Source organism: Janthinobacterium sp. NKUCC06_STL, from assembly GCF_019345455.1.
Classification (GTDB): domain Bacteria; phylum Pseudomonadota; class Gammaproteobacteria; order Burkholderiales; family Burkholderiaceae_D; genus Janthinobacterium; species Janthinobacterium rivuli.
The window spans coordinates 75,872-99,490 of sequence record NZ_JAHKQY010000012.1 but is presented as its reverse complement, the minus strand read 5'-3'; the positions used below and the strand labels follow the sequence as shown (position 1 = coordinate 99,490).

19 protein-coding genes and 1 tRNA gene are annotated in these 23,619 nt (G+C 61.9%); all 20 read left to right on the top strand.

Going from position 1 to position 23,619, the window contains the following annotated elements:
* A complete protein-coding gene (locus KO539_RS26550) occupies positions 1 to 1,152 on the top strand; it encodes an acyl-CoA dehydrogenase family protein (RefSeq protein WP_219313056.1) in 1,152 nt (383 codons plus the stop codon).
* Positions 1,153 to 1,178: 26 nt separating this feature from the next.
* Positions 1,179 to 1,571, top strand: a complete 393-nt coding sequence (locus KO539_RS26545) for a RidA family protein (RefSeq protein ID WP_219313170.1) — start codon at positions 1,179 to 1,181, stop codon at positions 1,569 to 1,571.
* A gap of 119 nt (positions 1,572 to 1,690) precedes the next feature.
* On the top strand, positions 1,691 to 2,464 hold the full coding sequence (locus tag KO539_RS26540; RefSeq protein WP_257626498.1) for a PEP_CTERM-anchored TLD domain-containing protein: 774 nt from the start codon (positions 1,691 to 1,693) through the stop codon (positions 2,462 to 2,464).
* A 235-nt stretch (positions 2,465 to 2,699) separates the two neighbouring features.
* Positions 2,700 to 4,172: an MBOAT family protein gene (locus KO539_RS26535; protein ID WP_035825799.1), complete on the top strand. Its 1,473-nt coding sequence runs from the start codon at positions 2,700 to 2,702 to the stop codon at positions 4,170 to 4,172.
* 59 nt (positions 4,173 to 4,231) lie between these two features.
* The gene (locus KO539_RS26530) at positions 4,232 to 5,248 is read left to right on the top strand and encodes a hypothetical protein (RefSeq protein ID WP_219313054.1); all 1,017 of its coding nucleotides are present in this window, start codon (positions 4,232 to 4,234) and stop codon (positions 5,246 to 5,248) included.
* A gap of 76 nt (positions 5,249 to 5,324) precedes the next feature.
* Positions 5,325 to 5,399, top strand: a tRNA-Arg gene (locus KO539_RS26525).
* 172 nt (positions 5,400 to 5,571) lie between these two features.
* Entirely contained in the window at positions 5,572 to 7,464 is a 1,893-nt protein-coding gene (locus tag KO539_RS26520; RefSeq protein ID WP_219313052.1) for an ATP-binding cassette domain-containing protein, read from the top strand.
* 176 nt (positions 7,465 to 7,640) lie between these two features.
* Positions 7,641 to 8,303, top strand: coding sequence for a CAAX prenyl protease-related protein (locus KO539_RS26515; protein ID WP_257626497.1), 663 nt, complete (start codon positions 7,641 to 7,643; stop codon positions 8,301 to 8,303).
* 39 nt (positions 8,304 to 8,342) lie between these two features.
* On the top strand, positions 8,343 to 9,581 hold the full coding sequence (gene epsL / locus KO539_RS26510) for an XrtB/PEP-CTERM-associated polysaccharide biosynthesis outer membrane protein EpsL (protein WP_219313050.1): 1,239 nt from the start codon (positions 8,343 to 8,345) through the stop codon (positions 9,579 to 9,581).
* An 8-nt stretch (positions 9,582 to 9,589) separates the two neighbouring features.
* A complete protein-coding gene (locus KO539_RS26505) occupies positions 9,590 to 10,972 on the top strand; it encodes an undecaprenyl-phosphate glucose phosphotransferase (RefSeq protein WP_219313048.1) in 1,383 nt (460 codons plus the stop codon).
* Positions 10,973 to 11,515: 543 nt separating this feature from the next.
* Positions 11,516 to 12,457, top strand: coding sequence for an EpsD family peptidyl-prolyl cis-trans isomerase (locus KO539_RS26500; protein ID WP_257626496.1), 942 nt, complete (start codon positions 11,516 to 11,518; stop codon positions 12,455 to 12,457).
* Between the two features lie 56 nt (positions 12,458 to 12,513).
* Positions 12,514 to 13,302, top strand: coding sequence for a polysaccharide export protein EpsE (epsE, locus tag KO539_RS26495; RefSeq protein ID WP_219313043.1), 789 nt, complete (start codon positions 12,514 to 12,516; stop codon positions 13,300 to 13,302).
* Positions 13,303 to 13,343: 41 nt separating this feature from the next.
* Positions 13,344 to 14,741, top strand: coding sequence for a chain length determinant protein EpsF (gene epsF, locus KO539_RS26490; RefSeq protein ID WP_035825815.1), 1,398 nt, complete (start codon positions 13,344 to 13,346; stop codon positions 14,739 to 14,741).
* Between the two features lie 13 nt (positions 14,742 to 14,754).
* Complete coding sequence (epsG, locus tag KO539_RS26485; protein ID WP_035828798.1) at positions 14,755 to 15,633, top strand: chain length determinant protein tyrosine kinase EpsG; 879 nt, start codon at positions 14,755 to 14,757, stop codon at positions 15,631 to 15,633.
* Entirely contained in the window at positions 15,633 to 16,541 is a 909-nt protein-coding gene (gene xrtB / locus KO539_RS26480) for an exosortase B (protein WP_219313041.1), read from the top strand. The genes epsG and xrtB overlap by 1 nt, the downstream gene beginning before the upstream one ends.
* A complete protein-coding gene (gene epsI / locus KO539_RS26475; protein WP_219313039.1) occupies positions 16,538 to 17,224 on the top strand; it encodes an exosortase-associated protein EpsI, B-type in 687 nt (228 codons plus the stop codon). The genes xrtB and epsI overlap by 4 nt, the downstream gene beginning before the upstream one ends.
* Positions 17,225 to 17,251: 27 nt before the next feature.
* Positions 17,252 to 18,790, top strand: coding sequence for a lipopolysaccharide biosynthesis protein (locus KO539_RS26470; protein WP_219313037.1), 1,539 nt, complete (start codon positions 17,252 to 17,254; stop codon positions 18,788 to 18,790).
* On the top strand, positions 18,783 to 20,201 hold the full coding sequence (locus tag KO539_RS26465; RefSeq protein ID WP_219313035.1) for an O-antigen ligase: 1,419 nt from the start codon (positions 18,783 to 18,785) through the stop codon (positions 20,199 to 20,201). Before KO539_RS26470 ends, KO539_RS26465 begins: the two co-directional genes overlap by 8 nt.
* The gene (locus KO539_RS26460) at positions 20,201 to 21,145 is read left to right on the top strand and encodes a glycosyltransferase family A protein (RefSeq protein ID WP_219313033.1); all 945 of its coding nucleotides are present in this window, start codon (positions 20,201 to 20,203) and stop codon (positions 21,143 to 21,145) included. The genes KO539_RS26465 and KO539_RS26460 overlap by 1 nt, the downstream gene beginning before the upstream one ends.
* Positions 21,146 to 21,344: 199 nt before the next feature.
* Positions 21,345 to 23,576 (top strand): heparinase II/III family protein, encoded by a 2,232-nt coding sequence (locus KO539_RS26455; RefSeq protein WP_219313031.1) that lies wholly within the window; start codon positions 21,345 to 21,347, stop codon positions 23,574 to 23,576.
* Positions 23,577 to 23,619: the final 43 nt, after the last annotated feature.

Genomic DNA, 23,619 nt, shown 5'->3' with positions numbered 1-23,619 from the left:
ATGCGTGACATGAGCTATCTGGACTGGCCGTTTTTCGAGGCACGCCACGCCGAACTCGAACGCGAGCTCGATGCCTGGGCGACGCTGCACCTGGACGACGCGCATGGTGCCGACGTCGATGCGGCTTGCCGCGCGCTGGTGGCGCAACTGGGGCAGGGTGGCTGGCTCGCGCACGCCACCGGCACCGACGGCAAGATCGACACGCGCGCCATTTGCCTGATGCGCGAAACCCTGGCGCGCCACAATGGCCTGGCCGATTTCGCCTTTGCCATGCAGGGACTCGGTTCCGGCGCCATCGGCCTGTTTGGCAGTTTGGACAACAAGGCGCGCTATCTGCCGGACGTGGCCAGCGGCAAGCGCATCGCGGCCTTTGCCCTGTCCGAACCGCAGGCCGGCTCCGACGTGGCGGCCATGGCGTGCGCGGCGCGCCGCGACGGCGACGAGTATGTGCTCGACGGCGAAAAGACGTGGATCTCGAATGGCGGCATCGCCGATTTTTACGTGGTGTTCGCCCGCACGGGCGAGGCGCCCGGTGCGCGCGGCATCAGCGCCTTCATCGTCGACGCCGACAATCCCGGCCTGGAAATCGCCGAGCGTATCGCCGTGATCGCACCGCATCCGCTGGCGCGCCTGCGCTTTGCCAATTGCCGCGTGCCCGTGTCGCAGCGCCTGGGCGAGGCGGGGCAGGGCTTCAAGGTGGCCATGGCGACACTCGACGTGTTTCGCACGTCGGTGGCCGCCGCCGCGCTGGGCTTTGCGCGGCGCGCCTTCGATGAAGCGCTGCGCCACGCGACAAAGCGCCAGATGTTTGGCCAGACCCTGGCCGACTTTCAGCTGACGCAGGCGAAACTGGCGCAGATGGCCACCGGCATCGATGCGGCCGCCTTGCTCACCTACCGCGCCGCCTGGCAGCGCGACCAGGGCCGCAAGGTGACGAAGGAAGCGGCCATGGCCAAGCTGACGGCCACGGAAACGGCGCAGCAGGTGATCGACGCGGCGGTGCAGCTGTTCGGCGGCATGGGCGTGGTGAGCGACCATCCGGTCGAACGCCTGTACCGCGAAATTCGCGCCTTGCGCATCTACGAGGGCGCCAGCGAAGTACAGCAATTGATCATCGCGCGCGAATTGCTGCGCGAGGCGGGGAACGCATGAGCAGCATCAACAACGAGGAAAGCAATATGCAAGTGTTACAACCACCTGGATGGGCCAGGCCGCGCGGCTATGCGAATGGCGTGGTCGCCAGCGGACGCACGGTGTACGTCAGCGGCATGATAGGCTGGGATGCGCAGGGCCAGTTCCATACGGACGATTTTGCGGGACAGGTGCGCCAGGCCTTGCAGAATATCGTCGCCGTGCTGGCGGAGGCGGGCGCCTTGCCCGAGCACATCGTGCGCATGAACTGGTATGTGCTCGACAAGAAGGAATACGTGGCGGCGTATCCGCAAATCGGCGTCGCGTATCGCGAGCTGATCGGCAAGCATTTTCCTGCCATGACGGCCGTGCAGGTGGCCGGCCTGATCGAGGATCGCGCCAGGGTGGAAATCGAGGTGACGGCCGTGCTGCCGCCATGATGGTGGCAATAAACTATTGCATTAACTGCATTTCAATTGAAATTAATTAATGCAATTAATATATCATCCTGTGCTATATTGATATGCCGAAAATTCGCGGCAACTACACAGGGGGAGCGATGCACCAACAAATCATGCTGAAAATCAAGGCGGTGCGGTCCGCCACCTTGCTCGCTGGCGCCTTGCTGTGCATCGGTGCCTTGCCTGCCGCCTCGGCGCAATCCTTGCTCAACGGCGCGCAGGAAGCGCAGCTGTCCGCCTGGCTGGGCGAAGGTCCGCTGGCGCTGACGGCCATCTACACGAAGTCGGCGGGCGACACCTCGCGCGATTTCCACCTGGCGGCCGATGGCAAGGGACGCACGTTTTCCGTGATGCAGGCGAGCAACAGCGCCGGCCAGACCTGGCTGGTGGGCGGCTACAACCCGCAAAGCTGGAATTCGTCGGGCAACTACAACATGACGCCGGAAGACCGCGACCGCACGGCCTTCATCTTCAACCTGACCTCGGGCCAGCATTTCCGGCAAACGCCGAAAACCTACGCGCTGGACTCGGTGGGGGCGTATCAGACTTTCAATGACATCAACGCCGGCCCCACCTTCGGCATCGGCGCCGACCTGGGCATGTCGGCGGACCTGAGCACGAACGGCATTTCTTCGCGCTACTCGTACATCGACCCGGTCAATGGCATCTTTGGCGCAAGCTTGCTCGATGGAACGCCGTACGGCTCCTATCCCAACGTCACGTTTGGCGCCATGCAAGTATTTAGCGTCAGCGCCGTGCCTGAGCCGGCGATGTTGCAGCTGTTGCTGGCCGGCTTGTTGCTTGTCGGTACAGCTACCGTGCGGCACAGGAAATTGAGCGTGCCGCCGTTTGCAACGAGGCGTGTCAAGTAAGACAGAACGCTTTTACGGGATCGACAGTGCGGCGGAACATGGTGCGCAGGACTGGCTGACGGCGATGGCGCGCGTGATTGCGGCCGTGCGGCGCATGATGGCGCGTCGTGCGGGCAAGAACTCGTCTCATCCTCATGTTAAAAATAATAATAAACAAATATCGGCATCAAGCGTTTAGACTTGCGCTTACTGGTCGCCGAAGCGTTACGTGTAAGCAACTTTATGGAATCGCGCCGTGTTATTTAATTCATTTCCGTTCTTTCTGGTGTTTTTGCCGTTGGCGTTGCTGGGATACTTTCTCATTTCAAAGTATTCGCTGCGGCTATCCATAATTTTCCTGTTGCTGGCCTCGCTTGCATTCTATAGCTACTGGGACGTCGCCTACCTGCCGCTGCTGCTGTTGTCAATCTGCTGTAATTTCACTATTGGCCGAGTCGTCTCGAAGCGTCAGGAGACGGGCCGCAAGCGCGAGGCAAAGCGTTGGCTGTGGGCCGGACTGGCCTTCAATTTGTCGCTGCTGGTGTTTTTCAAGTATTTTGATTTTGTGATCAGCAATGTTGCCACCCTGACGGGAGCGCCATTTCAGCCGCTGGGGATTACCTTGCCCATTGGCATCTCGTTTTTCACCTTCACGCAAATCGCCTACCTCGTCGATTGCCACGCCGGAAAAGTCAAGGACTACCAGCCAGAAAGCTATGGTTTATTTGTGACCTACTTTCCGCACCTGATCGCTGGTCCCATTCTGCATCACAAGGAGATGATGCCGCAGTTCGTGCAGGCCGAATCGCATGTTTTCAGTCGCGGGCGCCTGATCGTCGGCCTTGCATTCTTCACGGTTGGTTTGTTCAAGAAAGTTATTCTGGCCGATGGGATCGCGCGCTACGTCGCTCCCGTCTTCGACCTCCATCACGCCCATTTGAGCATGCTGGAGGCCTGGGCCGGTGCGCTGGCATATACCTTCCAGCTGTATTTCGACTTCTCGGCTTACTGCGACATGGCCTACGGCTTGTCCTATATGTTCGGCATCATCTTGCCCATTAACTTTTTCTCGCCATACAAGGCGACCTCGATCATCGATTTCTGGCGCCGATGGCACATCACGCTGTCCAATTTCCTGCGCGATTATCTGTATATCCCCCTGGGGGGGAATCGCAAGGGCGGGTTCTTGCGTTACCGCAATCTACTGATCACGATGCTGCTGGGCGGACTCTGGCACGGCGCCAACTGGACCTTCGTGGTATGGGGCGGCTTGCACGGCTTTTATCTCATCGTCAACCATGCGCTGCGCCACCTGTTGGGCCAGCGCAGCAACCTGGTGGTACGCGCTGGCGGCGCATTGGCGACTTTTTTTGCCGTGGTGCTGGCTTGGGTCTTTTTTCGCGCCAGTTCCATCGACGCGGCGCTGGATGTGCTGCAGGCCATGTGCGGCGGCACGCTGACGCCCGCCATGCAGGAAAGCATGCTGGGTGTGAACCGCATCATGCAGCTGAGTTCCTGCCTGTGGTGGCTGGGCGTCTGTGCCGCCATCATTTTTTTCATGCCGAATGTGTATGAGCTGCTGGGGCGAGGCTTGCGCGTGTCGACGGAGCAGCGCCTGGAAAGTGACCGGGGCAGCGTCCTGTTGGGGGCCATGTTGATGCTGTGCCTGGTCTTGCTGGCAATTAGTGAGACGCGTGGCGTTTCTGAATTCTTGTATTTTAATTTCTGATAAATCATATGCGCTCTATATTTGCGATAGGCCTGGGTGTCCTGGGTACGGCACTGGTGTTGGAAGCGTTGCTGCAATGCCTGCCGGTGGTGTCCGGCCTGCGCATGGAACAGAGCAGCGAGCAGCGCCCGTATGCCCGCTATCTGCCGCAGCAGGACTACGTGTATTCGCACGGCTGGGCGCTGGCGAATGCCCGGCATGGCAAGACGAATCGGCAGGGCTTTACCAACTCTCCTGATTTTAAGGATGGTGCGGCCGTTCTTGTCATCGGCGACAGCTTTATCGAAAGCTTGATGCTGGAGTATCCGGAAACCCTGCAAGGCCGGCTGGCTCAGACACTGGGCGGCGGCGTGTATGCCGCCTCCGCCTCGGGAAACGGGTTTGCCGATGCGCTGGAAGTGTTGCGTTATACGCGTGCGCAGCTGCATCCGCGCACGGTGGTGATGTTTGTCGAGCCGATGGACATGCTCGACATCCTGGCGCCAGCACAGCGGGGCCATAGCATGTTTGTCAGCGAGGGAAACAATATCAAGCTGGTGCACGTTCCGTATGTCGAGTCTAAGGTCAAGCGGCTAGTTTCCTATTCGGCCCTGGTCCGTTATATCTATTACAACTTGAAATTTCCTGACTGGTTGATGAGCCAGTTGCGCCGCAGTCCCCCTGGCGCGGTACAGGAGCTGGCCGCCGGCGCACCTGATGCACGTCGCGCTGCCGCGCTTGAATACTACATGACGCAATTACGCGCGCTGGGCGGCGCTGACGATACGCGCTTTATCTTCGTGGTCGATGCTGACCGGAACATGCTGTATGCGCCGCGGAAGGCGGTGCCGAACTGGAAAGCCGGTGATCGCACATTTTTTATCCAGAGTGCAATACGACATGGCTATCAGGTGGTGGACATGCAGCCCATATTCGCGCGCCATTGGGAGCAACAGCGCGAGCGCATGGATTTCCTGCCGGCGGACGGCCATTGGAACCCCGTGGCGCACAATCTGGCGGCGCAGCAAATCCTGCCCTTGCTGCCTTCGGCATCGCACGGTTTGCCAGCGCCATTGCGCCAGGTGGCAGGACACTGAGGCGCCGGCCCCACGCACGCGCCCGATTGCCGGACTGTCAATGGCCGGAACTAGCCTGTATAATGCCGCTGCGCGTGTCGCCATCGTACAATGGATAGTACAAGGTCCTCCTAAGACTTAAATGCAGGTTCGATTCCTGCTGGCGACACCACGTTTCCACGCAACGCGCGTCGGCAGCCTGTGATCATCCAGGCGGTAATTACTGGTCGATGGCGATTGAAGTCCGAGTTATCGGTACAATGCGTGCTTCATTCATCTAATCGGCGGCTGTTTTGCACACCACGCGGTGTGCGCGAGACGGCGCCCGAGCACTCTTACTCATTATGGCTGTCATTTCTCTTTCATCGGCGCAACTTGCGTTCGGTCACGTCGCGCTGCTCGATCACGCGGAATTTTCACTGGAAACCACGGAGCGGGTCGGCTTGATCGGCCGTAACGGCACGGGTAAATCGTCGCTGTTGAAGGTTATTTCGGGCAAGTTCAAGCTCGATGACGGCTTGTTGGTGATGCAGCAAGGCATCAAGATCGCGTATGTGGAGCAGGAACCGCAATTCGACCCGGACATGTCCGTGTTCGACGCCGTCGCTTCCGGCATGGGCGAATCGCAGGCGTGGCTGAAGGAATACGATGCGCTGACGGGCCAGTTTGGCCAGGGCAATGACGACGAACTGATGGAACGCATGCACGACATCCAGGTCAAACTCGATGCGGCAGATGCGTGGAGCTTGCCGAACAAGGTGGAAACCGTGCTCGACCGTTTGAACCTGACGGGCGACATGCTGATGAAAACCCTGTCCGGCGGGATGCAGAAGCGCGTGGCGCTGGCGCGCGCGCTGGTGTCGGCGCCCGACGTGCTGCTGCTCGATGAGCCGACCAACCATCTGGACTTCAGCTCCATCCTGTGGCTGGAAGGCTTGTTGCGCGACTTCAAGGGCAGCGTGCTGTTCATTACCCATGACCGCTCCTTCCTCGACAACGTTGCCACGCGCATCATCGAGCTCGACCGCGGCCGCTTGCTGTCGTACCCGGGCAACTTCACGGCGTACCAGACCCGTAAGGCGGAGCAGCTGGAAATCGAGGAAGTGGAAAACGCCAAGTTCGACAAGTTCCTGGCGCAGGAAGAAGTGTGGATACGCAAGGGCGTCAAGGCGCGCCGCGTGCGTGACGAAGGCCGCGTGCGCCGTCTGGAAGCGCTGCGTCTGACGCGCAATGCGCGCCGCGACCAGCAGGGACAAGTCAAGCTGGACGTCTCGGCCGGCGAACGCTCGGGCAAGATCGTGGCGGACCTGGAAAACGTTTCCAAGATTTATGGCGACAAGGTCATCGTCAAGGATTTCAGCGCCACCATCTTGCGCGGCGACAAGGTTGGCCTGATCGGCGCCAACGGTGCCGGCAAGACCACCTTGCTGAAGATGATCCTCGGCCAGGAAGAGTCGGACACGGGCAGCATCCGCCTGGGTACCAAGCTGCAAGTGGCGTATTTCGACCAGATGCGCACGCAGCTGAACGAAGAGGCGAACCTGATGGAAACCATCGCGCCAGGCAGCGACTGGGTCGAGATCAATGGCCAGCGCCGTCACGTGATGACGTATTTGAACGATTTCCTGTTCGCGCCGGAACGCGCCCGTTCGCCCGTCAAGTCGCTGTCCGGTGGCGAGCGCAACCGTTTGCTGCTGGCGCGCCTGTTCGCCAAGCCGGCCAACGTGCTCGTGCTCGATGAGCCGACCAATGACTTGGATATCGATACCCTGGAATTGCTGGAAGAGTTGCTGGAAGAATACACCGGCACCGTTTTCCTCGTCAGCCATGACCGCACCTTCCTCGACAACGTGGTCACGCAAGTGATCGTCGCCGAAGGCGAGGGCAAGTGGCGCGAATTCGTCGGCGGCTACACGGACTGGGAGCGCGTGCGCACCTTGCCGATCGCCACGGCGCCCGCCAGCAAGCCGGCCGTGAAGGTCGAGGCTGCCGCGCCGGCCGCCAAGCAGAAAAAGCTCAGCTACAAGGAACAGCGCGAACTGGAAGAGTTGCCGAAACTGATCGCCAAGCTGGAAGATGAGCAGTCGGTGCTGGCCGCCGAACTGTCCCACCCGGACTTCTACAAGAAGACGCCAGCCGAAGGCAAGCGCCTGAACGCGCGCGTGGCCGAGATCGAAGGCGAACTGCTGGAAGCGCTGGAAAAGTGGGAACTGATCGAGGCGCGCACCAATAGTTGATGCTTTTTTGCATACCCTGTTGTAATTAAGTCAGGATTATTTGCCACGGCAACGGTTCAGCTTGATATAATTATATAATTATATTTATTACATCGGGGGATGCATGTTTGTCATGAAAAACATGCGCTCCGGACCACCGCGTCCGGCGCGCGGTTCCACCTCCGATGCGCAGCAGCATGTCTGACCGCGCCGCCTTGCCCCGGGTAGTGCCATTCCTGGCCTATCTCTCCTTCATAGTCATTGCCGACGTGCTCGGCCGCCTGGGCGTTGCCGCGCAGGACTTGCGCTGGCTGTACGCCGTCAAGATAGCCGTCGTGCTGGGCCTGTTGTTGTACTGGCGCCGCAGTTACACGGAATTGCTGTGGACGCCGTTGGGCGCGCGTGCCATTCTCGGAGCGCTGGTCAGCGGTGTTGTTGTTTTTCTGCTGTGGATCAATCTCGACGCCAGCTGGATGCGCATCGGCAATCCGGACGGCTTCGATCCCCGCACCGATGGCCGCATCGAGTGGAGCCTGGTGGTGCTGCGCATCGCCGGCGCGGCGCTGGTGGTGCCCGTGATGGAGGAGCTGTTCTGGCGTTCCTTCCTGCTGCGCTGGATCGACAGGCCGGACTTTTTGCGGGCCGATCCGCGACTGGCCAGCGCCAAGGCCTTCGCCATCAGCGTGTTGCTGTTTGGCTTTGAACATAATTTGTGGCTGGCCGGCATGGTGGCCGGTGCGGCATATAGTTTGTTGTACATGCGTAGCCAGTCCCTGTGGTCGCCTATCCTCGCGCATGGCGTGACGAACGGCGTGCTGGGGCTCTGGATTATTTCTGGTGGGCATTGGATTTACTGGTAGTATTGCCTATCAACTGTGTGATCTTTCAAAGACAAAACCATGTTGAATTCCTTGCGTAAAAAAGCCGTTGCCGCAGCCTTCATGGCCAGCCCGCGTTTGCCGGCTGCGCTGTTCCTCCTGGGCACCCTGGCCAGCGGCGCCGCCCTGGCCGACATCAGCGACACCATCAAGCCTTTCGTTGCCACCTCGTATTCGTACGACGACAACCTGATGCGCTTGCCGGACGACGTGCCCGGTTTTTCCGGTCCCCGTTCGGATACGTCGAGGATGCTGCAGGCGGGCTTCCTGTTCAACCGTCCCATCGGCCGCCAGGTACTGACGGGCCAGGCCAAGTGGTCGAAGGTGAGCTTCAACCGCTTCAGCCAGTTCGACTACGATGGCAAGGATTATCTGGCCGACCTGGAGTGGCACATCGCCAACCACCTCGAAGGCCATGTGGGCGCCAGTTATTCGCAGACCCTGACACCGTTCAGCGACTTCCAGAGCACGGTGCGCAATCTGCGCACGCAGCGCCGCGAGTACGTGAATGGCGCCTGGCGCTTCCACCCCAGCTGGCGCGTGCGCGGCGGCCTGTCGCGCGACCGCTACTCGTATGACTTGCCGTCGCAATCGTTTTCCAACTGGACGGAAGACGCGACGGAGTTGGGCGTCGACTACCTGGCGCGCAGCAATAGCCGCGTCGGCCTGCAGTTGCGCCACCTGAATGGAAAGTATCCGAACCGCGGCGCGTTCGATGCCACTGTGTACGGCAACGGCTATCGCCAGGACGAGATCAAGGCCAATGTCTTCTGGGATTACAGCGACATCACGCAGGTGGAATTCCTCGGTGGCTGGGTACGCCATCGCAACAACTTGCTGTCCGGGCGCGACACCAGCGGCACGAATGGCCGGTTGAGCGTGTACTGGAAGCCTTTGGGCAAGGTCAATTTTACGGGCATCGTCTGGCGTGAATTCGGTTCCGTCGACAATTCGCTGGTGACAAGCAGCCTGAACACGGGGGGCAGCCTGGGCGCCACATGGACGGCCACCTCGAAGGTGCGCGTCGATGCCCAGCTGCGCCAGGAACGGCGCGATTTCGAAGCCGTCAGCGGCCTGCTGCTGCCCGGCGACGGGCGCGACACCACACGCACGGCTTCGCTGGGCGCCACGTATGCGCCGCACCGGAAAATCCAGCTGGGCGTGCGTCTGTTCCACGAGCGGCGCGAAGGCGTCGCCATCATCGATAGCGGCAGCTATCGGGCCAAGGGCATTTCCTTCAATGGCAGCGTCCAGTTTTAAAGATCAACATGACTGTCAATGATATACCCCTGATTTCGTTTTTCCAGCGCGTTCTCGACCCGATCATCATCATGGGCTTGCTGTACCTGATGACGGTTTTGTCGGGTTCGCCATTCACCGGCTATACGCTGGTGCTGATGATACTGGCCGTCTTCATTTCGTCGACGGTGTACCAGCACGTCGACCCCTACCGCACCTGGCGCAGCGGCCGCATGCTGGCGTATGCGCGCGATATTCTCGTGGGCTGGACGATCGTCGCGCTGATTCTCATTTTTCTGGGTTCGGCCACGGGCCTGGCCTATCATTTCGATACCGAGGTGGTGCTGGCCTGGTTTGTCCTCACGCCCTTCGTGCTGCTGGCCGGGCACCTGGCCGGGCGCAGGTTCAGCCTGCGTCCGGACGGCGACAGCGAAGTACGCTCGGTGGTCATCATCGGCGCCAATGACGCAAGCCTGAAGTTTGCCGCCACCGTCGAGCGCAATGCCAACCTGTTCATGCAGGTGCATGGCTTCTTCGACGACCGCACGGACGACCGCTGGCCGGAAAAGATGCGCGAACCGATGCTGGGGCGCATGGACGATATCGCCACCTACGTGCGCGAACACAACATCAAGATGATCTTCATCAGCCAGCCGATTTCGGCCCAGCCGCGCATCCGCAAGATGCTCGACGAGCTCGAAGATACGACGGCTTCCGTGTATTTCTTGCCCGATATTTACATCTTCGACCTGATGCAGGCGCGCTTCGACAACGTGGGCGGCATGCCCGTGATCGCCATCCGCGAATCACCGTTTACGGGTTTTAACAGCATGGTCAAGCGGGGCAGCGACATCGTGCTGGGGCTGGTGATCCAGGTGCTGCTGCTGCCGGTCATGCTGGTCATCGCCATCGCCGTCAAGAGCACCTCGAAGGGGCCGGTGATTTTCCGCCAGCGCCGCTATGGCCTGTATGGCGAAGAGATCGTCGTCTACAAGTTCCGCTCCATGACGGTGGGCGAAGACGGCGATACGGTGGTGCAGGCCACCAAGAACGACCAGCGCGTGACGCGCGTCGGCGCCTTCCTGCGCCGCAGCTCGCTCGATGAGCTGCCGCAATTTCTCAACGTCCTGCAGGGCCGCATGAGCATCGTCGGCCCGCGTCCCCACGCGGTGGTGCACAACGAGCAGTACCGCAAGCTGATCAAGGGCTACATGCTGCGCCACAAGGTCAAGCCCGGCATCACGGGCTGGGCCCAGGTCAACGGTTTGCGGGGTGAGACGGAAACGCTCGACAAGATGGAGGCGCGCATCCATTTCGACCTCGATTACCTGCGCAACTGGTCGCTGTGGCTGGATCTGTGGATTATCGCGCGCACGGTGAAAGTGGTGCTGGCGCGCGAGAACGCCCATTGAGCGCCAGTATGCTGCCGGCAGGAAAAAATAGCGTTTGAATATACTTTGCACGGAGTCAATACGCGTTAAAATGGAGCATCTTTAGAGTAGCAGCATAGAGCACCAGCGCATCACGCGACCACTCCGCGCTCACCCTGCCACGAGTCGTGCCGGCCATGCGCCATTACTTTCCTCTTGGAAAGGGTCCGACGATGGGTGCAGTATCCGGCCTTGCCCCTGCCGGTCGTAGCGTCAGCCTGACGGGCAGCCGTCAGGGACGGCACGCGCCAACTATCATTGTTAAAGTCAGTCTGTACCGTGCAATACATAATTTTTTGCAATGAAGTAGACTGCGGAAATAGTTGTTTTTATATCTCATTAGTAGATTTTTAAGCAAATATTTTGCTTGTCGTCATGCATTGTGTGTATTATGTTTACAATATTATTAATTATTTGACGAATAACTATTTTTCGGAGGAATCTGAGTAGTGCAGCCTGGCCATGCAGCCGGCACACCGCGCCGGATTTTTCCAGCCGTCATACCCGTCATCCGAAGGAGCTCGCTTGAACCACTTTATTCATTCCCGTCCCGCGCCACGTCTGTTGTGCGCCGCCCTGGTCCTGCTGGCCGCCGCCGGTCTGTCGGCCTGCGGCAACAAGGAAAAAAAGGCTGGCCAGGCGCTGGCCAGCGTGAACGGCGAAGAAATCACCGTCCTGCAGTTGAATGAAGAGTTGCAGCGGGCCGGCGTGCAGGCGCCGCAGCAGGCCGCGGCCAGCAAGCAGTTGCTCGAGTCGCTGATCGACCGCCAGTTGCTGCAGAACGAAGCGGCGAAGGAAAAGGTCGACCGCGATCCGAAAGTCATGCAGGCCATCGAGCGCGCCAAGGCGCTGATCGTTGCCCAGGCATACATGCAAAAGCGCATCGGCGCGGCGACCCGCCCGAGCAAGGCCGAAGTGGAAGAGTATTTCACGAAAAACCCCCTGTTCTTCAGCCAGCGCAAGCAATTCGATTTGCGCGAACTGGTCATTCCGACGGCGGCGCTGAACGATGAACTCAAGGCCGTCATGGACCGCGCCAAGTCGCTGGAAGATGTGGCGCAATGGCTCGACGAACACAAGATCGCGTTTGGCCGCACCCAGGTGTCGCGCACCAGCGCCGACCTGGCGCCCGAACTGAGCGGCAAATTGCAATCGATGCCCAAGGGCCAGCTGTTCATCGTGCGCGAAGGCGAGCGCAGCCTGCTCATCGCCCTGGCCGATATCAAGGATAGCCCGGTGGGCCTGGACGCGGCCGCGCCGCAAATCGAACAGTTCCTGGCCAACAAGAAGAACAAGGATGCGGCCGAAGCGGAACTGAAGCGTCTGCGCGCCAGCGCCAAGATCGAGTATTTCAACAAGGATGCGGCGGCCTCGGCATCTGCCACTGCAGCGGCGGCACCAGCGGCAGCGGCGCCGGCGAACAGCGCACATGAAGCCAACGAGCGCGGCGTAGCGGGATTGAAATAAGTGACGTATCAACAAGTAGTTAAACATCAGCAATCTACCAACGGGAATCTGTAATCATGAAACGACTCGCAAACTGGATGATGGCGGCCTTCCTGGCCCTCGCCGCAGGCATGGCCGGTGCAGCCGATGTCCCCCTCGGGGCTGGTGATGTGCTGAAAATTTCCGTCTACGGCAACCCGGATCTGGGCCTGGAAACGCGCGTCAGCGAAGCGGGGGAAATCACCTTCCCGCTGGTGGGCGCCGTGGCCGTCGGTGGGCTGTCCACCTCGGCAGCGGAAAAGAAACTGGGCGGCCTGCTCGAGAGCGGCGGCTTCCTGCGCAAGGCGCAAGTGAACATCATCGTCACCAGCCTGCAAAGCCAGCAGGCGTCCGTGCTGGGCCAGGTGAACCGCCCGGGCCGCTATCCGGTGGAAGGCAAGCGCAGCGTGATGGACATGCTGGCCATGGCCGGCGGCGTCAGTCCTGACGGCGCCGACCAGATCACCGTGATCCGCAAGCGTGGCGGCACTGCCACGCGCGACGTGGCCGATATTCTCGACATCGTGCGCAACGGCGACCTGAAGGGCGACACGGAAGTGGGCGGCAACGACATCATTTACGTCGAACGCTCGCCGCGCTTCTATATCTACGGCGAAGTGCAGCGTCCGGGCGCCTTCCGCCTGGAACGCAACATGACCGTGCTGCAAGCCCTGTCCGTGGGTGGTGGCCTGACGTTGCGCGGCACCGAACGCGGCGTGCGCGTCAAGCGCCGCAATGCGGCCGGCCAGATGGAAGTGTTGCCGGTCAAGCATGACGACCTGCTGCGCGTCGACGATGTCGTGTATGTCCAGGAAAGCCTGTTCTAAGAGCAACTGGCTCCCTACCTTTTTGTATTGAAAGTTTCCAAATGAACCTCACCCAACTATTGCTGATCCTTCGGGCACGCAAGAAGATTGTGCTGCTGACCTTGATGATCACCGTGGCGCTGGCGCTGGGCGTCAGCCTGGTGCTGCCGAAGACTTACAAGGCCACCAGCACCTTGCTGATGAACTACAAGGGCGTCGATCCTCTGACGGGCATGACCATGCCGGGGCAGTTGCTGCCCGGCTACATGGCTACCCAGGTCGATATTATCGGCAGCAAGAACGTCGCCCTGCGCGTCGTCGACCAGCTGGAACTGGCGCGCAGCCCCGCCGTGATCGCCCAGTTCAATGACGCGGCGCAAGGCAAGGGCACGGTGCGCGACTGGCTGGCCGATTTGCTGCTGAAGAAACTCGAAGTGATGCCGTCGCGCGAAAGCAGCGTGGTCGATGTCAGCTTCAAGGGCGCCGACCCGCAATTCGTCGCGGCCGTTTCGAACGCCTTTGCGGAACAGTATCAAAAGGTCAGCATCCAGCTGAAGGTCGACCCGATGCGCAAGGCGACGACGTACTTCGATGACCAGACCAAATTGCTGCGCGATAACGTCGAGCGCGCGCAAAGCCGTTTGTCGAAATACCAGCAGGATAACGGCATCGTCAGCGTCGACAACCGCCTCGACGTGGAATCGAACCGCCTGAACGACCTGTCGGCGCAACTGGTACTGGCGCAGGGCCAGGCCATGGAAGCCAATTCGCGCCAGCGCATGGCGCAGGGCGGCAACCTGTCCGAATCGCCGGATGTGGCGTCGAATCCGCTGATCCAGAGTCTGAAGCTGGGCCTGGGCAACGCCGAGGGTAAATTGGCCGAGCTGGGCCAGCGCCTGGACCGCAATCACCCGCAATACCAGAGCGCCAAGGCGGAAGTGGACAAGCTGCGCCGCGACCTGGCCGAGCAGACGCGCGCCACCTCGCAAAGCGTGGGCAACAATGCGCAGATCCTGCAGCAGCGCGAAGGCGCGATCCGCGCCGCTCTGGCCGCGCAAAAAGCCAAGGTGCTGGAACTGAACCGGACGCGCGATGAAATGGGCGTGCTGAGCAAGGATGTGGAAAGCGCCCAGCGCGCCTTCGACGTGACCTCGCAGCGCCTGTCGCAGACGCGCATCGAAGGCCAGGCTGAGCAGTCCGATATCGCCATGCTCAACCCGGCCACGGCGCCGATCGAGCCGGACAGCCCGAAGATTCCCCGCAACGTGCTGCTGTCGATTTTCCTCGGCCTCATGCTGGGCTGCGGCATCGCGCTGCTGGCCGAATTGCTGGACCGCCGTATCCGTTCCGACCAGGACCTGAGCGAAGTGCTGCAGATTCCCGTGTTCGGCGTGGTCGACTGGAAACCGAAACAGCGCCGCATGCGCGGTATGCTGCCGCGCCGCTTGCGCCTGAACTGAGATGGAACCTATCATGACTTCAAGTCCACACCTTCTGAATACCACTGCACCCCTGGTGCGCGGCGCCGATTCCAGCATAGGCGGCCTGTTGCTCGAATCGGGCAAGATCACGCCGGAAAACGCCGAACGCGTGCTGCGCATGCAAAAGGAACTGGGCATCCGCTTCGGCGAAGCGGCCCTGCGCCTGGGCCTGATCACGGAAGCCGATATCGAGCAAGTGCTGGCGCGCCAGTTCGACTACCCGTATCTGCAGCCGGGCGCCGGCAAGTATCCGCAGGAACTGGTGGCCGCCTACCAGCCATTCAGCCACCAGGTGGAAACCCTGCGCGCCGTGCGCAGCCAGCTGATGCTGCGCTGGTTCGCCCGCGGCAGCAAGTCGCTGGTGGTGCTGGGCATGGAGCCGGGCGACGGCGCCAGCCTGTTCGCCGCCAACCTGGCTGTGGTGTTTTCCCAGCTGGGCGAGCACACCTTGCTGGTTGACGCCAACCTGCGCGCGCCGCGCCAGCAGGAAATCTTCGACCTGAAGACACGCCAGGGCCTGTCCGACGTGCTGGCCGGCCGCGCCGAACTCGATATCATCGCCAAGGTGGAATCGTTTGTCGCGCTGTCGGTGCTGGCCGCCGGCACCTTGCCGCCGAATCCGCAGGAATTGCTCAGCCGGACCTCCTTCGTCACGCTCAACAAGCAGCTGGAAAGCCGCTACGACGTGGTGCTTTACGACGTGCCGGCGTATGCCACCGGTTCCGATGCGCTGGCCGTGGCCGCGCGTGCCGGCGGCGTGCTGCTGGTGGCGCGCAAGAACAAGACGCCGATGGCGGAAGTGGCGGCCATGGCCGAGCAAATGACGCATAGCGGCGCCCAGGTGGTCGGTTCCGTGATGGTCGACTTTTGATGACTGCGCCTGGCCATGCCATGCCGCCGGCACGGGCCGGCCGGTCCACCGTGCCGGACTGGCTGCCGCTGGCGCTGGGCTTCCTGGCCATGCTCGCGCCCAGCCTGGTCGGGCTGTTTCGCGGCATCTGGTCGACCGAGGAGCAGGCGCACGGTCCCATCATCCTGGCCCTGTCGCTGTGGCTGATCTACCGCAAATGGCCCGAGATGCTGGCGCAGAGCGCCGGCGCCCGTCCGGCCCGCGCCGGCTGGCCCTTGCTGGCCGCCGCGCTGCTGCTGTATGTGCTGGGCCGTTCGCAGCACATCCTGTCGCTGGAAATCCTCGCCCTGATCGGCACCGGCCTGGCCCTGCTGCTGCTCAAGCGCGGCTGGATTGCCGCGCGCATGCTGTGGTTTCCCTTCTTTTTCATGCTGTTCATGGTGCCGCTGCCGCTGCCGCTGGTGACGACCCTGACCATGCCGATGAAGATGGCCGTTTCGTATGTGACCGAACACCTGCTTTTCCTGGCCGGCTATCCGATCGCCCGCAATGGCGTGATCCTGCAGATCGGCCAGTACCAGCTGCTGGTGGCCGACGCCTGCGCCGGCTTGCAGACCCTGCTCACGCTTGAAGCGCTGGGCCTGTTTTACCTGAACCTGGTGCGGCATACTTCACCGTTCCGCAACATTGTGCTGGCCCTGCTGATCGTGCCGATTTCCTTTACCGCCAATGTCATCCGCGTGATCGTGCTGACCCTGATCACGTATTACTTCGGCGACGCGGCCGGGCAGGGCTTCCTGCATGGCTTTGCCGGCATGGTGCTGTTCATTTCCGCGCTGCTGCTGATCCTCAGTGTCGACAGCCTGCTGCAGTGGATCGTGCGCAAGCGCCAGGCGGGCCGCGCGCCAGCCGTGGGAGCGTCGACATGAACGCGGCGTTGCGCATGAACATGCTGCTGGGCGCCTTGCTGCTGGGCGCGGCCATCCTCAGCCACGGCGTGGCGCCGGCCGTGAAGATGGCCGACCAGCGCCCGAGTTTTTCGCTGGAAACGGCGATACCGCAAGCGTTCGGCGAGTGGCGCGTCGACAGTTCCATCGTGCCGCTGCAGGTGGATCCGGAAACCCAGGAACGCCTGAACAAGATCTACAACCAGACCTTGTCGCGCACCTACATCAACGCGCATGGCGAACGGGTGATGCTGTCGATCGCCTACGGCGGCGACCAGAGCGACAACATGGGCGTGCACAAGCCGGAAGTGTGCTACGCGGCGCAGGGTTTCCAGGTCGAGCGCGACGAATACGGCGAGCTGGCCTCGGCCTACGGCAGCCTGCCCGTGAAGCGCTTGTTGGCCGTGAATGGCAACCGCAGCGAACCCATCACGTACTGGATCACCATCGGCGACAAGATCAGCAAGGTCGGCATGCAGCAGCGCCTGGAGCAATTGCGCTACGGCCTGACGGGCACCGTCGCCGACGCCATGCTGTTCCGCGTATCGAGCATCGATACGGATTTGCCGCGCGCGTACCGCTTGCAGGCCGATTTCGTCAATGGCTTGCTGGCCAGCATGCCGCCGGCGGAGCGTGGCCGCCTGATCGGCGCGCCGTCCCGTTGAGGCGCAGCGAAGCAGATAGCGAGAATCATGAGTAGCGACATCAACAAGAAAAGCGTCAGCGCCGTCAAGTGGGCGGCGATGGGCACGGTCCTCATGTTTGGCCTGCAGTTGGTCACGCAAGTGGTGCTGGCGCGCCTGCTGGGGCCGGAAAACTACGGCTTGTTTGCCATGGGACTGATCGTGCTGACATTTAGCAACTTCCTGGCCGATTTCGGCTTTTCCTGGGGGCTGGTGCAGAACCGCACGCTCAGCGAGGAAGACGTGCGCTTTACCGTGACGTGGCAGGCGCTGACGGGCCTGGCGGCCATGACCTTGCTGTTTTTCATGGCGCCCTGGATCGCCGCGTATTTCAAGGAGCCGCGCATCGCGCCCGTGATCGCGTGGATGAGCCTGACATGCCTGCTGAATGCGCTGACGGCGCCGGGCAGCAGCCTGCTGCGGCGCGCCCTCGATTTCCGCTGGCTCAACATCATCCAGGTGAGCAGCTACATCGTCGGCTACCTGCTGGTGGGCTTGCCGCTCGCGTATGCGGGCGCCGGCGTGTGGACGCTCGTGTGCGCCTGGCTGGGACAGGCGGCCATGGCGCTGGTGCTGACGTATGCGCGCACGCGCTTTTCGCTCAAGCCGCTGCTGTGGTACGAGGGCGCGCGGCGTTCGACGAATGTGGGCGTGACGGTGTTCGTGACGAATCTGTGCAACTGGTGCCTGAACAATATGGACCGCGTGTTCCTGGGCCGCTTCCTGAATGCCCACGCGGTGGGCGTGTATGCGGTCGGCTACAACCTGGCCAATACGCCCAATTCGCTGTTCCTGAGCGCCTTGCAGCCGGCGTTCCTGGCCACGGGCGCCAAGCTGCAGGACGATTTGCCGCGCTTGCGCGACACCTATCTGTCGGTGCTGGCAACCATCTGGATCATCATCCTGCCGCTGTTCGTGCTGCTGGCGATGACGGCGCCGGACTTGATCGGCGTGTTGTACGGCAAGGTGTGGCAAGAGTCGGGCATCGTGCTGAGCATCCTGGCGCTGGCCATGCCCGCGTACATCACGTGGGGCATGTCGACACCGATTTTATGGAATACGGGCGGCAAGCACCTGGAAAGCCTGCTGCAGCTGCCGCTGATCGTGCTGGCCGGCGCGGCGCTGGTGCTGTGGGCGGAGCAGGGCGGGGCGGTGGTCGCCATGATCGCCGCCGGCACCCTGCTGGCGCGCGCGCTGGTGGTGGGCACGGTGGCGTGCCTGCGCCTGCAGGTGGGGCTGGGCGAACTGGCGCCACTGGCCGCGCGCGGCCTGGCGATGGGCTTGCTGGCCGCCGCCGGCAGCTGGGGCGGCGCCATGTTGGGCGGCCTGGGCGGCAGCCATCCGCTGCCGGCATTCCTGGGCGGCGCGCTGTTCGGCGGCCTGACCCTGCTGCTGGCCGTGCTGGCCTGGCCCGAACTGCTGGGCATGCGCGCGGTGGGCATGCTGGCCCGCTTCAGCCCGCCGCTGCCGGCCAGGGTGGTCTCTTATCTGCGCGCCCGCTGTGGCGCGCGCGACAACTTACTGGATACGCGAGAACTACATGAGTGAAATACTGTTTGGCCTGTTTGCCGTGGTCGCCGCGCTGGTGGTGGTGTTCGTGATCGCCTTGAGCATTCATTGGGGCAACAAGCGCGAGACGGGACTGGTGCCCTATGTGTTCTATCCGGTACTGCTGTCGATCGCCGTGGCGGCCATTTTGTCGAACCGCGATATCTCTGGCGATGAGCTCCAGATGGGCATGCAGGCGATGGTGCGCAACCCGGCCAGCGCCTGGTTTGGCCGGCTCACGTCCCTGTTCGTGATCTTTGCCTGCGGCGAGCGCATATTGCACCGCCTGACTTCGCGCGACAAGATCCAGCCGATGCCGATGCTGCTGTTCTGGGCGCTGTTCGTGTACTTCCTCAGCAATATTGTCAGTCCGGCCCTGCTGGGGCGCCATACCAGTGTCTCGCATGAATACCTGTACATGTTCCTGGCCGGCTATGCGGCGCTGCTGATGACGCCGAAAGAGGTCGACCTGAGCGTCATTTCGATGCGCAACGCCACCTTGCTGTTCCTGGTGCTCAGCGCGGCCGTGTTTGTCTGGAAGCCGAACATGGTCATCAACAAGAGTTACCACGGCCTGATTCCCTTCCTCAGCATTCGCTATACGGGCCTGGCCAATCACGCCAACAGCCTGGGACCGATGGTGGTGGTGTTCCTGTTGTGCCTGTGGCGCAAGCCCTATGCCTCGCACCTGCTGAACCTGTTCGCCTGGGGTGTGGGCCTGGGCAGCCTGTTGCTGGCCCAATCGAAAACCAGTTGGATCGCCTGCTTCCTGTGCTTTGCCTGTGTCGCGTATTTCGGTTTCCGTGAACAAATCAAGGAGCGGCTGTTCGATTACCGCCGCCCGCAATTGTCGATCATCGGCATCTTCTGCTTCATCCTGTTGTGCACGTTGGGCATGCTGATGGTAATGTTCGGCAATCTCGACGCCAAACTGGCGCGCTTTGCCTCGAGCAACGAAGGCTTTGACTTGATCAGCTTGACGGGCCGCGACGTGATCTGGCAGGTGGCGCTGCAGGAATGGCACAAAAATCCCGTGTTCGGCTACGGCTTGCCGCTGTGGGATGACGCGTTCCGCGTCAGCATCGGCATGCCCTACGCCACCCATGCGCATAGCCAGTTTTACCAGAGTCTGGCCAGCGCTGGCACCATCGGGGCCATCGGCCTGGTGCTGTATGCCATGGCACTGCTGTATGCCTGCGCGCGCACGGCCCGTGCCAGCCAGGGCCTGTCGATGGCCCTGTTCGTGCTCATTGCCATCCGTTCGATCAGCGAAGTGCCGCTGTCGCTGACGGGCTTCGCCGCAGAGGCGATGACGCACCTGCTGCTGCTCATTATCTTGACGGCGTATTATCCGGTGGCCGACCGGCAGGCGGTCAGGGCGCGCAAGGTGCGCGTGCCGGGGATGGCTTGATGCTGTGCTCGGTCATTGTGCCGCTGTATAACAAGGGGCCATATATCGAAGCGGCGCTGGCCTCGGTGCTGGCGCAAACCCATGCCGACTGGGAAGTGGTGGTGGTTGATGATGGTTCCAGCGATGATGGCGCGCAGCGCGTGCGGGCCTGCGCCGATGCGCGCGTGCGGCTGGTGAGCCAGGCGAATGGCGGCGTGTCGCGCGCGCGCAACCGCGGCATCGAGGAAGCGCGTGGCGAATTGATCTGTTTTCTCGATGCGGACGACTGGTATGGCCCCGTGTATCTGGAAACCATGGTGGCGATGGCGCGCGCGCATCCGTCGGGGTCGTTTTTCGCCTGCGGCTTCGAACGCATACCGGACAGCAGCCTGGCGGCGCTCAGCTACCAGGGCGTGGCGGTGCGCGAGACGCGCCTGCTCGACGACTTTTTCGAGCGCCGTCGCCGCGGCGGACCGTTTTTCTGCACGAATTCCGTGGCCATCTGGCGCAGCGACTTGTTGCCCTTGCAACCGTGCTTTCCGGAAGGCGAATCGGCTGGCGAAGACCAGGATCTGTGGTTTCGGCTGGCCGAGCGCCTGACGCTGGTGTTTACGCCGGCACAGCTGGTGGCTTACCGTGTCGAGGTGGCCGGCAGTCTGTGCGCGATCGAATCGGTCGATGTGCTGGCGCCTACCTTCGAGCGACTGGAGCAGCGTGCCCTGGCCTGGCCGGCGGCCAATCCGACGCGCCGTTCCGCCTTGCGGCTGGTGTCCGATGCGCGCGTCAGCGTGGCGCGCGCGGCGCTGGCGCGGGGCCGCCGCGGCGAAGCGCTGGCCGGGCTGCGCCGCGCCGCCAGCGGCGGCATGTCGCGCCACTGGTGGGTGGCCCTGGCCTTGTGTTGCCTGCTGCCGACCAGGCTTGCCATAAAATGGCAAGTGTGGCGCGAAACGCACATTGGTAGCTGAGAAGAAACTAATATTAGTGCTTGTAAGAATACTTTAGGTATATGCTGCATGTATTCGCAGTGCCTTCCGCAGTGTCTTCGCCTATTACCCGATCTTGTACGGCGGTTCGTCCTGTGTCTCGCAAGCAGCCTCGATAGGAGGCGTATGCGCCACGCAGCGGCGGTATCTTGCTCGATAGTTGATGTTAAGAAGGTAATCTATGAAATTCGCTAAATATACGCTGGTCAAGGTGGCGCTGCTGCTCGTCTGTTCAGCTTGCGGCCAGGCCCAGGCCGACTGGGCCCTGGCCACAGACCCGCTGGCCATCCGCACCTTGCCGGACAACCGCCAGATCCAGCCGCAAAATCCCCCCAGTTTCAGCTGGTCGCGCCATCCGCAGTCGCCGGCGTCCTACATCATTGAAGTGCGCTCCGCAGGCGCCGTCGTCGGCACCTTCACGTCGGCGCGCAACTGGTATCTGCCATCCAAGAAATTTGCGGATGGCACGTACACCTGGCGCGTGCGTCCGGGCACGAGCAATGAATGGTCGAGCCCGCGAACTTTTGTGATCAATGCCACCTCGAAAGTGTTCGAAGTGCCGGAAAACAGCACCTTGCGCGCTGCCGTCGTGTTGCGTCCGCGCCCGCGCGGCCTGGAAGATAACGCGACCTTTTTTGCGAACTGGAGCGCGGCCAAGCGCACCGACCGCAGCCAGGTGCTGACCTGGCTGAGCAATGAGGTCAAGCGCAACATGACGGAACTCGCGCCCGTTTCCGACGCCGAATGGCCTTTGTCGCCGGGCAAGGTCCGTACTGCCGCCAACGAGGCGCAGAATGCGCGCGTCATTTCGCGCACGAATCTGAGCGCACGCCAGCTTGAGGCTGCCTCGCTGCTGTACCGCGTGACGGGCGACAACCAGTATCTGGTGGAGGCGCTCAAGCGTGGCGACCAGCATGCCGCGCTCAGCACGAGCGGCGGCACCAGTTTTGTCAACCATGACCAGGGCAACCGCGCCATTGCGCAAAGCCTGATCAAGGCGGTCGACAACCTGGGCAGCGCCCTCGATGCGCCGCGCCGCGCCCTGTGGCTGGAGAAGGTGCGCGTACGCACGAATGCGATGTACCTCGACCTGGCCGCACAGACGGGGCGCCTGGACCAGTATCCCTACGATTCCCACGCCGCCAGCAATATCGGTTTCCTGACGCTGATTTCAACGCTGTCGCTGGGCGATATCCCGGAGGCGAAGGACTGGTTCGACTTTTCGTTCCGCGCCTTTGTCAGTTCCTACAGCGTGTGGAGCGGCCCGGAAGGCGGTTTCGCCAACGGCACGGCGTATGCCGAGTATGAGGCCGACTACGCGCTGCAGATATGGCCCGCCCTGGCTTACGCGACCAAGGTCGACCTGTTCACCAAACCCTGGGCCAGCGGCTTCCTCGATTACCTGATGCATTTCGTGCCCCCCGGTTCGCAGACCCACGTGTTTGGCGACGGGCACGAGACCTTGCCTGAAATCCGCATGATGAAGGGTTTCGCCGCGCATTTCGCCACGCCTGCCGCGGCGTGGTATTTCAAGAACCTGATCCGCACCGATGATTCGCTGGCCACGCTGCAAGCGCCGTACCCGTTGCCGGTGTCGACGGTCGCCACGGCCGCGCCGCCAGCGAACTCGGCGTATTACCCGAGCATCGGCTGGGCCGCCATGCACAGCGACATCGGCAATCTGCAGCGTACCTCGGTGTATTTCAAATCGAGTCCCTACGGCTCGTTCAATCACAGCCATGGCGACCAGAATGGGCTTGTGCTGGCCAGCGCGGGCGTGCCCCTGCTGACGGAAAGCGGCTGGTATGACTGGTACGATTCGCCGCTGTGGAGTTCCTGGTACCGCCAGACCAAGGCGCACAATGCCCTGACGTTCGACAATGGCCAGGGCCAGCTGGTCGACGGCTATGAAACGACCATGGCGCGCAATGGCCGCATCACCGCTTTTGCCCCCAAGGCAACCGTCGACTATGTGGCGGGCGACGCCACGCTGGCGTATGGCGGCCAGCTCAAATCGGCGCTGCGCAAGCTGTGGTATTTGCGCACGATGGACGCCGTGGTGGTGCAGGACCAGGTGACATCGGCCACGCCGCGCGTGTTCGAGTGGAACTTCCATACGTATGCGCCTATCGTGGTCGACGCCGGCGGCGCCATCTCGGTGACGAATCAGGGCCGCAAGGTGTGCGTGGTGCCGGTCAGTACCGGTGCGCGTTTCGAAAAGCGCACGGGACCTCCGCCGCAGCCTGGTACGTATGAAGAGCATGGGGTGTTCATCAAGTCGGCCGCGGCGCTGAGCGGTGAATTCCTCACGGTGCTCGATGTCGGCTGCAAAAAGCCGCTGATCACGCTGGGCAGCAACGGCACGGCCCGCACGCTGACGGTTGGCAAGCAAGTGGTGACATTGCCGAACTGAGCGCTGGTTCCAGCAAAATCCACTGTCGTTGTTGCGGCAGTGG